11 protein-coding genes and 1 pseudogene are annotated in these 10,826 nt (G+C 34.7%); 6 read left to right on the top strand and 6 right to left on the bottom strand.

Going from position 1 to position 10,826, the window contains the following annotated elements; genetic code table 11:
* Positions 1–120 precede the first annotated feature (120 nt).
* Positions 121–1,017: a LysR family transcriptional regulator gene (locus SB775_RS26765; RefSeq protein WP_214811823.1), complete on the bottom strand. Its 897-nt coding sequence runs from the start codon at positions 1,015–1,017 to the stop codon at positions 121–123.
* A gap of 155 nt (positions 1,018–1,172) precedes the next feature.
* Here SB775_RS26765 and SB775_RS26760 point away from each other — a divergent pair, with 155 nt between their 5' ends.
* Both SB775_RS26760 and SB775_RS26755 read left to right on the top strand, forming a co-directional pair.
* Entirely contained in the window at positions 1,173–2,177 is a 1,005-nt protein-coding gene (locus SB775_RS26760; protein WP_061466052.1) for a YeiH family protein, read from the top strand.
* 229 nt (positions 2,178–2,406) lie between these two features.
* Positions 2,407–3,569 (top strand): IS3 family transposase gene (locus SB775_RS26755; RefSeq protein ID WP_410864155.1). Its coding sequence is split into 2 segments (ribosomal slippage): positions 2,407–2,668 and positions 2,668–3,569, totalling 1,164 coding nucleotides; the frame shifts between segments, so codons are not numbered across the junction.
* Here the strand turns inward: SB775_RS26755 and SB775_RS26750 are convergent.
* Positions 3,566–3,865 carry a hypothetical protein gene (locus SB775_RS26750; protein WP_410864153.1) on the bottom strand — a complete coding sequence of 100 codons (300 nt, stop codon included), beginning with the start codon at positions 3,863–3,865 and terminating at the stop codon, positions 3,566–3,568. The genes SB775_RS26755 and SB775_RS26750 overlap by 4 nt on opposite strands.
* Here SB775_RS26750 and SB775_RS26745 point away from each other — a divergent pair.
* Positions 3,813–4,134 (top strand): annotated as a pseudogene (locus SB775_RS26745) (transposase); the annotation flags it as partial. The gene SB775_RS26750 and the pseudogene SB775_RS26745 overlap by 53 nt on opposite strands.
* Positions 4,135–4,477: 343 nt before the next feature.
* On the opposite strand, the gene SB775_RS26740 reads toward SB775_RS26745, so the two are convergent.
* Positions 4,478–4,951: a MarR family winged helix-turn-helix transcriptional regulator gene (locus tag SB775_RS26740; RefSeq protein WP_410864152.1), complete on the bottom strand. Its 474-nt coding sequence runs from the start codon at positions 4,949–4,951 to the stop codon at positions 4,478–4,480.
* A gap of 130 nt (positions 4,952–5,081) precedes the next feature.
* Here SB775_RS26740 and SB775_RS26735 point away from each other — a divergent pair, with 130 nt between their 5' ends.
* The 3 genes from SB775_RS26735 (at position 5,082) to SB775_RS26725 (ending at position 7,052) form a co-directional block, all read left to right on the top strand.
* Positions 5,082–5,663, top strand: a complete 582-nt coding sequence (locus SB775_RS26735) for a DUF3238 domain-containing protein (RefSeq protein ID WP_410864150.1) — start codon at positions 5,082–5,084, stop codon at positions 5,661–5,663.
* Positions 5,664–5,769: 106 nt separating this feature from the next.
* Positions 5,770–6,354 carry a DUF3238 domain-containing protein gene (locus SB775_RS26730; protein ID WP_289320510.1) on the top strand — a complete coding sequence of 195 codons (585 nt, stop codon included), beginning with the start codon at positions 5,770–5,772 and terminating at the stop codon, positions 6,352–6,354.
* 71 nt (positions 6,355–6,425) lie between these two features.
* Positions 6,426–7,052, top strand: a complete 627-nt coding sequence (locus tag SB775_RS26725; protein ID WP_284470987.1) for an FMN-dependent NADH-azoreductase — start codon at positions 6,426–6,428, stop codon at positions 7,050–7,052.
* A gap of 465 nt (positions 7,053–7,517) precedes the next feature.
* Here SB775_RS26725 and SB775_RS26720 read toward each other — a convergent pair whose 3' ends face one another.
* The 3 genes from SB775_RS26720 to SB775_RS26710 form a co-directional block, all read right to left on the bottom strand.
* Positions 7,518–8,468, bottom strand: coding sequence for a sugar phosphate isomerase/epimerase family protein (locus SB775_RS26720; RefSeq protein WP_289337659.1), 951 nt, complete (start codon positions 8,466–8,468; stop codon positions 7,518–7,520).
* Between the two features lie 183 nt (positions 8,469–8,651).
* Positions 8,652–9,032: a RidA family protein gene (locus tag SB775_RS26715; protein ID WP_284470989.1), complete on the bottom strand. Its 381-nt coding sequence runs from the start codon at positions 9,030–9,032 to the stop codon at positions 8,652–8,654.
* 378 nt (positions 9,033–9,410) lie between these two features.
* Positions 9,411–10,697, bottom strand: a complete 1,287-nt coding sequence (locus SB775_RS26710) for an MFS transporter (RefSeq protein WP_410864148.1) — start codon at positions 10,695–10,697, stop codon at positions 9,411–9,413.
* Between the last annotated feature and the right edge of the window lie 129 nt (positions 10,698–10,826).

The following is a 10,826-nucleotide window of genomic DNA, read 5'->3' as shown; positions in this document are numbered from 1 at the left end:
CGGTACAATACCGGGACCATTTATTAGCTGCTTAGGCACTTTTTTATACTGTCCGTAAAATGGGGCACAGTTCAAAGAGCGTTGTCTTTTTTATATTTTTGATTATTTTATAAAATAGAGCTATTGCAATAATTGGTTCTTTAGATATTTTTCTATTAACTCAATAAATAAGTTCATAGATTTCGTATGCAATTCCACAGATTCTGTTATAACTGAAAAATTTCTTTTTATCGGTGTCCCTTTTACATTTAATACTTGAATGGTACCGAGCATTCTTTCTTTTCTTACAGTAAGTTCAGATAAGTAACTAATACCAAGCCCAGCTTCAACTGCTTCTTTTATAAGTTGTGTGCTGCCGAATTCCATTAACTTGGAAGGACGTATTTGTAAAGATTGAAATAATGTTTCTGTTGCCTCTCTTGTACCAGAACCTTCTTCACGGACAATCCAATTCTCTTGTTCTACCTGTCTTCGTGAAACTTCCTTATTGAAATAAATTGGATATTTGCCCCCTGCCACGATATACATTTGGTCGGTGGAAACCGATTTTATATATATATTTCGAAGAGAAATTTCCCCTTCTACAATACCTACATCGATCTCATGACTTGTGATTGCTTTGGCAATATCCCTTGTGTTGCCAATCTGTACCGAAGGGATGATATTAGGAAATAAGTTTTTCATTCTTGCAAGTATATGTGGTAATACATACTCTCCAAAGGTATAGCTGGCACCAATTTTTAATGGTCCTGTTGGCTCGTTATTTAATTCATTCACTAACATCGACATTCGTTTATATAAACCTGTAATTTCCTTAGCATGTAAATAGACTATTTCTCCTGCTTTAGTTATCTGGACAGATTTGTTTGTTCGCAGAAGTAGTTTTGCACCTACGTATTTTTCCAATTGTTGAATTTGCTGGCTGACTGCTGGCTGGGTCATATGAAGCTCTTCCGCTGCTCTGGAAAAGTTTCTTTTATCAGCTACAGATATAAATACAGATAATAGTTGATCCATATGTTCCCCTCCTTACTATCGTATTTACTTATTACAACTATAATAATCATTTATTTTCCTTATTGTAAATCATAAGTTACGATAAATTAAAAATAATCCAAATAAGGGGTTGAAAAACATTGGAACAAAAAGCGTTAATAACTCCCAGTCCAAATATGCAAAAAAAACCGGCAAAAAAGCTAAATGTTTCTTTGATTTCTGGAATTGGTTTTACCTTGCTCATAGCCGTATTAGGTTTTATTTTAGCAGCGTTGCCAGGTCTAAATCATATTGGACCTCTTGCATGCGCCATTTTACTAGCTGTAATTTATAGACAGGTTTTTGGATATCCAGAAAAATTACGTAATGGTATTCAATTTTCATCAAAAAAATTATTGAGGTTTGCCATCATACTTTATGGATTAAAGCTTAACATGATTGTGATATTTCATCAGGGTGTCCCTCTATTGCTAAGAGGGACAATAACGATCATTTTTTCAATTGCTGTTCTTATGATTATTGCAAAATGGCTGAAGGCAGATTTTAATCTTTCTTTATTATTAAGTGTTGGCACAGGCATTTGTGGTGCAGCTGCCATCGCGGCCGTATCGCCTATTATAAAAGCAAAAGATGAAGATACGGCTATGGGTGTAGGCATCATCGCATTAGTCGGCACAGTGTTTTCAATAATCTATACGTTAATATATCCTTTTTTATCAATTGGTCCTATGAACTACGGAAATTGGGTTGGAATCAGCCTACACGAGATAGGCCATGTTGCTTTAGCTGCTGCCCCGGCAGGCCAGGATGCTCTTGCTCACGCATTACTTGCCAAACTTACACGAGTATTCCTATTAATTCCGGTTTGCTTTATCCTCATGCTTTGGATGAAAAAGAAAGGAAAAATAGAAGGGGAGGCAAGATTCGAGTTTCCATGGTTTTTAATTGGCTTTATTGTTATGAGTTTTGTGGGAAGCTATATCATTGGTAATAAGGTATTGGTATCACAAAAAGTGATGTCTGATATTGCAGACTTCACATCATTTATGTTAACAATGTCAATGACCGGATTAGGATTGAATATTAGCTTGAAAGAACTACGTACCAAAGCAATACGTCCACTTATTGCCATTATTATTACATCAATTCTTTTATCATCGCTAACTTATATTAGTCTTTAACAAAGAATAAAAAGGTGAATTTTTACCCACTGCAATACATATATAACTGTAGGGTTTTGCTCAACTAATTCAACTTCAAATGATTTATTGAATTAAAATTCAACTTGATTTCTTGAAGTATAAAAGAAAAAGTAGGCGCAGTAATTAAACGCATTTGATTGATATTTTTGGAGTTAGTATAGTTTCATGGACACATTTTAGTTAAGTCCTTACAATGATTTTTGAGAGGATGTGTCCGTTTTTGGAACGTAAGAATACAGGTAAAAAATATAATAATGAATTCAAGAAGACTATTGTAGATCTATATCACTCGGGTAATTCAGTAAGAGAATTAAGTGGCGAATATGGTGTATCAGACGTAACTATTTATAAATGGGTTAAAGAATTTACCCCTATCGGTTTAGGGGAAGAGTCTATGACTCCGAAGGAATTAGCCGCCATACAGAAGGAAAACCTTCGGTTAAAGCAGGAAGTTGAAATCTTAAAAAAGGCTATGGCCATATTCGCGAAAAAATAACCGAGACAGATCTTACCGAATTTATCGAGGAAAATAGGAATCTATACCCTGTACAGAGAATGTGTGAAGTATTAGAAATCCCAAGAAGCAGCCATTATCAGTCTCTTCAACTTGTCGTATCCAATCGCGAACAGGAAAACAAAGAACTAACGAATAAAATTAATCTCATTTACCTAGAAAGCAAGGGACGGTATGGTGCTCCTAAGATACATCAAATCCTATTAACCAAAGGATTTTCCCTCAGTCTAAAGCGTGTTCAACGCTTAATGAGCAAGGCGGGTATTCGTTCTATCACGAAGAAAAAATACCGTCCTTATCCATCTAAAGAAAAAGTTATTCAGTTAGATAATTTGCTTAAACGAGACTTTACCACCCAGACCATTAATGAGAAATGGGTAGCTGATATTACGTATATCCACACGTTAAAAGACGGATGGTGTTATTTAGCTTCTGTATTGGATCTTCATTCAAAGAAAATAGTAGGGTATTCCTTTTCACGTTCTATGACGACAGAACTGGTCATAAAAGCTTTCGATAACGCTCACTCTTCACAAAAGCCCTCGGAGGGCTTAGTTCTTCATACGGATCTTGGCTCACAATATACAAGCAGTGAGTTCACTCAACATACTCAGAATCATCATATTAAGCAATCCTTTAGTCAGAAAGGTTGCCCGTACGATAATGCCTGTATTGAATCCTTTCATGCGATATTAAAAAAGGAAGAAGTCAACCACATCCAGTATCTAGATTACCAAACAGCTAAATTAGCGATATTCCAATTTATTGAAGGTTGGTATAACCGAAAAAGAATTCACAGCAGCTTAGGATATAAAACTCCACAAGCCATTGAAGACCAAATTAGAAATGCAGCTTAAGATTTAACTTTTTTGTGTCCAAAATATTGACTCAAATCCATTTTAAAATAAATTTCTTTGTTTAGTTCTTTAAGGTTTAGTAAAGGTATTAATTTCGAAATAACTATTTTACCTTCGAAAGTGGGAGTAACTCCTTGTTTTGAACGGATTACCGCTAGCGAATATTGACTAAACTCTTCAATATAGTATGTAGCCACCTGTTCTAATCGCTTCAATCGTTTTCCCACTTTCTTTATAATTTTCCTGGTTGCATTTGCCGGAATCGATCCAAGTGTCTTTGAATCTGGTGCATTCAAAGGTACTTTAACTCGGATTTACCAAAAGAGGTTCTAGTAGGCTGCGACACGCCTTGTATATGGCTGTAAAATGTGCCATTCGTGATTGTCGCAAAAAGAAAACGACAGATGAAATCATTCCTCGTAACAGGCGATTATGAGAATTTTATGATAAGAAACGTGAGGAGGGAAAGCCCTTTAAAGTAGCTGTGATAGCAAGTACCAATAAATTCTTACATTGGATTTATGCACTTTTAAAAAGTAAATCGACTTTCCAAGATCTAGCCTAGTTTTAAAGTATAACTAAACAGCCCAAAACTTTCCAAACACAGAACCTTGGAAGGTTATTTGGCATACGCAAATTTAGTATATAATGAAACATTTTAAGTGTTTATTGAAAAATTTTGAAAAACTATTGGCTGGTTAGTTCTATAAGAAAAGCGAACCTTCTTCAAGAATTGCGCCCTTTAATGGAACAACGAAAATAGAAACACAAATGTTAGCTTGTTTCTCTTCAACTAACGCTCCCGTACAATTCTCACAAACCTTGCTGCTAATTTAAATCATTACAGGAATGTGTACTGTTAGTACGAATTTAAGCACGATTATAAGTTCCCTTTATAAACTCTATAATTACCAGACAGGTTTTAACCTCGATGATAGTTTATCTTCATTTTCTTCATAAACTAATTTTGTTAAATCTTCTTTGAGCATTTGCAGGCGATCAGCACCTATCTTTTCAATCCAACGTTGCTCAATTTCAGTTAGTATCCTCTCTTTTGCTTTCACAACTAACCAACCTCGTTCAGTCAAAACAATAATTTTCCCTCTCTTATCAGTGGGATGAGCTTTGCGCATTACATAGCCACTTTTCTCAAGATAATCCACCATTTTACTCACAGCTTGCTTTGTAATTCCTAAATATTCGGCTAGTTCTATACCTGTTGCACCATTGGGAGTGATACATTTAAACATAAACCCATGTGCAGGTCTAATATCTCCAAATCCCAATTCACTCAATCTGTCATGTAATTCAGTAATTGATGTACTAAAGGATAATGATAAAAGTGATGTAAGGTCCAACTCACTAAATATTTCATGATTCATACATAAAACCTCCTTGAATAAAGTCAACTAGATTGACTTTATTTAAAATCCATTGTACTATACGCAATGTAGTCAATCAAATTGACTATAATTCGATTATAAAAAAATTAATACATTTTGGAGGGTGCTCATGGCTATCGTTAAAATTAGAGGAAGTGTATTTGCACCATATGCTTGGTTGGAACCTATTAAAGATCCTGCAACAGAAAAGATATTCGAATACACTGGTGATGCACGTGAATTTTCACCAAACACTGTAAACACTATGCGGTCAAGATTAGAGCAAGAAGTAGTTGTAGATTTTTACAAAAAAGAAATTTTCACATATGTAAATGCTTGTATCGTAACTGTAAAAGTTACAAATCCAAATGGTTCTATTGATTATAAAAAAGGAAAAACAAGTACAGAAAATATTGTATGTACTAATGTTGTGTGGGGCTCTGATGAAGTTTCTTTTGAAATGAGGGCAAGTGCAAGTAATCCTTTAAATGCAGCAGCACCTGCGGCTGATTATTTATTAACTATACATGTTAACAAAAATCGTGTTGCGTATATTGAAGGTTCCCATGATGGGTTCCCCTGCTATGAATTTTATAAACAAACAGATTTCGGTCCATTTGAATTAATATATACACATGATTTCAGAAAAACTGGTGACACTCCGGCAGCACTAGCTGGGGAAATGGAATACAGTTTTAAAACGACAATCTAGATATAGAAAAGCAATTGATCAAACGAAGGAACTTGTGATCTGTTTTGCTCAATGGGTCAATATTATTATTACCCAAAATAAATCAGGAATTACAGAGGTGTGCCTCATTACTAATATCGTTAAAGTTAGAGCAAGTGTATTTATTCCAATGTCTTGGACTGAACCTAAGAAGGATACTCAAACAGGAAACATTATTCAATTTGAAGGTGATGCACGTGAATTTACACCTTATGCGGTAAACGCTATGCGTTCTAGAGTGGAACAAGAAGTAGTTGTAGATTTTTACAAAAAAGAAATTTTCACATATGCGAATACGGGCATAACAACAGAAAGAATCACAACTCCTGATGGTTCCGTTAATAAAAAAACAGGAAAAGCTAGAACGGAAGGCATTTTGTGCACTGATGTTGTATGGATGTCAGATGACGTCAAATTTCAAATGAGTGCTAGTGCTAGCAACCCATTAAATGTATATGCACCTCCCGTTGATTATCTATTAACTGTACATGTCAAAAAAGATGGTACTATCGATATTCAAGGTGCACATGACGGATTCCCTTGTTATGAATTTTATAAGCAAGTAAACTTTGGCCCGTTTGAAAAGATTCATACACATGACTTCAGAGAAACTGGTGATACACCTGAAGCTCTAGGCGGAGACATGGAGTATTATTTTAAAAAAATATTGTAAAGACAATATGATTCCCTTTTTAGTGAATAAATATATAACAACAAAAGAGTGACCAATAGGAGGAAAAGAGAATGACAACAGTTTTATTTGTAAAAGCAAACAATCGTCCCGCAAACCAAGCGGTGAGTGTGAAATTATATGAGGCTTTTTTAGCAAGTTATAAAGAATCACATCCAAATGATACAGTGGTAGAACTTGATTTATACAAGGAAGAATTGCCATATGTAGGAGTAGATATGATTAACGGTACATTTAAAGCTAGTAGAGGACTTGGTTTAACAGCAGAAGAAACAAAAGCAGTAACTGTTGCTGATAAATATTTAGAACAATTCCTTGCAGCTGATAAAGTTGTGTTTGGATTCCCATTATGGAACTTAACAATTCCGGCTGTACTACACACATATATTGATTATTTAAACCGCGCAGGCAAAACATTTAAATATACACCAGAAGGTCCAGTAGGTCTGATTGGAGATAAGAAAATTGCATTATTAAACGCAAGTGGCGGTGTATATTCTGAAGGACCAAAAGCTGAAGTAGAAATGGCTGTTAAATATGTAGCAAGTATGATGAGCTTCTTCGGTGTAAAAAATACAGAGAAAGTAGTGATTGAGGGTCACAATCAATTCCCTGATAAAGCAGAAGAAATTATTGCTGCAGGGCTTGAAAAAGCTGTTAAAGTAGCAAGTACGTTCTAATTAATAAAACACTTGTCACTCAATATAGCAGTACCACCACTTTTATAGCGGTGGTACTGTTTTTTTATTCGCTCATCTTGCTACTTTTGGGGGAGTTAGAACCCAATTGATGTAATATTTCTATTTAAATCTTATAAAAAGATAGAAAGAAGGATTACATTACAATGGAACGTTGATGGACAAAATATATATAAACTTGATTTCTTCAACTATTCTGTCCTTTAGCTTAGTACAATTCTTCAAAATCTCACAGACAAATATCGAATTTTCTTTTAAAATGATCTTCCACAATCTGGCCCAATTGTTGAACAAAAATCAAAACTCACTCTTGAACTAACCAGCCCCTTTAGTTCCATAAGAAAGTGTTGTGTAACAACCCTATTGTTAAACTCAAGCACCCTAGCACCCTCTGCAAAATAAAAAACAGGGAGATTATTCACGAAAGAACCTCTCCCTGTTTTTTGTTTAGCGGCAGTATTTATCCCTTAATGCAAGTGCATATCTAACCGATTGCTCTGCACCTTTTTCTTGATCCTCAATCATTTGTTCTAGAAGTTCTGTTGGCGGATAATAGTAATCCAATGGTTTAATTACATTTAAATCATAAGGAGGTTGTTCCACCTTAAATGCTCCTTCGCCTACTGCAAAGACTCCGCCTGTACCAGGCTCTCTCTTAAAATGGATGGCATACGGGAAGCACATTTCAACGTTGATTCTAGTCAACATTGAATTCTCAATCAATATTTTAAAACATTCTTCCAAATCGATATTACCAGTCCCAGCAGGTACGCCACATACCCTGTAATCTTCGCCATCATGGACGATAATATGATCCTTAAAATGAGTTGTAAAGGCATATGGTGCTAATTTTCTTACAGCTTCAATCGGGTCCTCCCATGCCATCATTGCATTCCCGAAATCACAATGAGCACCAACCCAAGGGCTGTTGACTTCCTTTATGATTTGAATCACTTCATCCGTTAACTCTTCCTCGTGATTTTCAACAGCAAGCTTGATTCTATATTTCTTTAATAATGGTACAATTTGTTTAATATCTTCGGGAGCTCTTCTCAATCTGCCTGGATCATATTCTCCCATGCAGGTATACGTACGAATGACATCCGCTCCAATTCTATGCGCGGCCTCAATGACCTCGGTTAGATGTTTCGGATCGGTTCCATTTGTATCGATTTCAGCGAAAAATCCATACTTTTGAATTTCTTTTTTCACCTTGTCTAAGTATTCCGGTTCAAATGATTCTAATGTACCAATTCCTGGCAACCCTGGCCATGGAACAATATTGATCATGACTCCATCTAATCCCAATTCGGCTGTTTTTCTGATAAAACCGAAAATATCCATTCGACCTGTAATAAACTGCAAGTGAAAGCTTTCTGTCTCTAATCCAATTTTCATGTTTTACCCACCTTTATGTTAATTTATTGTGCAGAGAAAGAAATTAAACTAAATTTTGTTCGACTTCTATTTTTATTTGAATTAATTTCTGCTTAACGACTTTGCTTACGAAATTTCTCTTAAATAAGGGAAGAACCAGCAACTAAACGACAGAACACATTCTCTCCAAAAAAGAATAATTGGTCACCTTTTTACCTCGGCCATCAATTCAATTTCAATCATTGCACTCATAGGTAATTCTGCTACCTGAATGGTACTCCTAGCTGGAAAAGGCTTCGAAAAATATTCCGCATAAATTTCATTTACAGTTTGAAAATCTGATAAATCAGTCACAAATATAGTTGTTTTCAAAACTGAATTCATTTCTAGACCTTTTTCTATTAAAATGTGCTTTAAATTTTCTAAACATTGTCTTGCTTGGTCTTCAATGCCTATAGCTAATTTATTAGTATTAGGATTTAAAGGGAGTTGCCCCGAAATATAGAGAATCCCTTTTGATAATACCGCTTGGGAATATGGTCCAATAGGTTGTGGCGCATTATTTGTTAAAACTGCTTCTTTCATAATAAAAATCTCCTTTTTATCTACAATATTTTTCTCGTAACTTTTTGACCGTTTGTACAGATTCTTTAATTTCATTATCTTGGGCCAATAACATTTGTTCTAAAAGATCATCACTTGGATAGTATGTTGTTAAAGGATCAATCAGTTTTTGCTTTAGGTCGTTTAAAAGTAGAAACATATGGATGACACATTTCTAAAATTATTCTGTTTAAAGTATGCCTCCGGCTAATTCTAATTTAGCTGTTTTTCTGATAAAATCGAAAATATTCATTCAACCTATAATAAACTGCAAGTGAAAGCTTTCTGTTTCTAATCCAATTTTCATTTGTTACCCAAATTTAAGCCAATTTATATATTGATAAAAAATTAAGCATTCATTTAATTATCTTCCAAATATCGGTTAGTTTGTTTTTTCTTTTTTAAAATTTTAACTGAATAGTTACTTATAATAAAACCTATAGCTGCAAATGCAATCATTATCAAAAATACATATCTATATCCAGTAATTCCAGGATTGTGATCCAGAATATTACCATACATGGCAAAGGCGAAAATTGAAGGAGCATAACCAACTAAACAAGCTACTGATACGGCAGCACCGCTTATTTCTTTTGGAATATCAATTTCATCTAATGGGGCAAAAAACACAGCCCGTTGAGTAAATACAATCGTTCCGAAGCCAAGTGTCGCAATTATTCCTATATAAATATTCATTTTGTCATGTGGAAGCATAATAAAAATTATCATTGCAATAATGGATAATAGAAATGTAAATCTAAGGTATTTTGTCGCTGATTTAAATTTTTTATCAACTAAGAATCCACCGATGGGACCGCCTATCATTTTTAATCCGTATTGGTTTATAATCCCATATGCACCTAATAACGCTACCGGCATTCCATAAATTTCTTCCAAGAACGGAATAAAGTAAGTTAAACCTGCGTAAACCGTATAAACGCAAAATATTGTAAATGAGGAAAACCACAATTTGGGAGTTTTAATTGCTTGAATCGCACCTTTCAAAGCTACTTTATTTTTACTAATTTCTTCTCCACCCTTATCAAACTTTTCAATAATATCGTCCTCTATAAAGAAATAACTAATAATACCAACAATAATTGTAATCAAGGCAAAGAATAAAATTGCGGCTCTGAAACCTAATGACTCAGATCCTAACCAAATAAATATACCTAGAGCAGAGAATGCAACGATTGTATCTACAACACCACGGCCAGCTTCAAGGAATCCAAACATCCTGCCTTGTTCGTCGGAGTCTCCAAGCAATTTAACGGTTTTTATCAATACTGGCCAAAAAGTAATCTCTGTAAATAAAGCCATTACTCCCCAAGAAGCTAAAATTCCATAATAACTTGGTATAGTAGATAAATAAATCCCAGTTGCACCTACCCCAATCAATCCAATCGGAATTAACTTCCTTTTAGTAAATCTATCAGTGATATAAATGGAGACTACATAACCAAACATTTGCACAATAGCATATACAGATAATGCCAAACCTATTTGGGTATGTGAAAGATGAAAATATTTTTGCATCGGAATGTAAAAAGCATCTTTTAAGGATGATAATTTAAATATTGTTCCTCCTCCCAAAATTAAGATAAATAAGGTAAACCATTTTTTGACCTGCTTCTTTGCTACTGCCATAAACAATCCCCCCTCATAAACAGACGATTTCCAAAAGTCCTGCCATTATGACATATATCCATGCCATTTTATCGCTCGCTCCTTCGGCATTGACACTTATTTTTGAACCACGAAGTTCTCCATATATCG

Source organism: Peribacillus sp. SIMBA_075, assembly GCF_046534585.1.
This window is presented reverse-complemented; position numbering and strand designations above follow the sequence as displayed.

Coding starts and splice junctions, on each gene's coding strand:
- SB775_RS26765 (WP_214811823.1), bottom strand. CDS start 1,017: ATGGATCAACTATTATCTGTATTTATATCTGTAGCTGATAAAAGAAAC.
- SB775_RS26760 (WP_061466052.1), top strand. CDS start 1,173: ATGCAAAAAAAACCGGCAAAAAAGCTAAATGTTTCTTTGATTTCTGGA.
- SB775_RS26740 (WP_410864152.1), bottom strand. CDS start 4,951: ATGAATCATGAAATATTTAGTGAGTTGGACCTTACATCACTTTTATCA.
- SB775_RS26735 (WP_410864150.1), top strand. CDS start 5,082: ATGGCTATCGTTAAAATTAGAGGAAGTGTATTTGCACCATATGCTTGG.
- SB775_RS26725 (WP_284470987.1), top strand. CDS start 6,426: ATGACAACAGTTTTATTTGTAAAAGCAAACAATCGTCCCGCAAACCAA.
- SB775_RS26720 (WP_289337659.1), bottom strand. CDS start 8,468: ATGAAAATTGGATTAGAGACAGAAAGCTTTCACTTGCAGTTTATTACA.
- SB775_RS26715 (WP_284470989.1), bottom strand. CDS start 9,032: ATGAAAGAAGCAGTTTTAACAAATAATGCGCCACAACCTATTGGACCA.
- SB775_RS26710 (WP_410864148.1), bottom strand. CDS start 10,697: ATGGCAGTAGCAAAGAAGCAGGTCAAAAAATGGTTTACCTTATTTATC.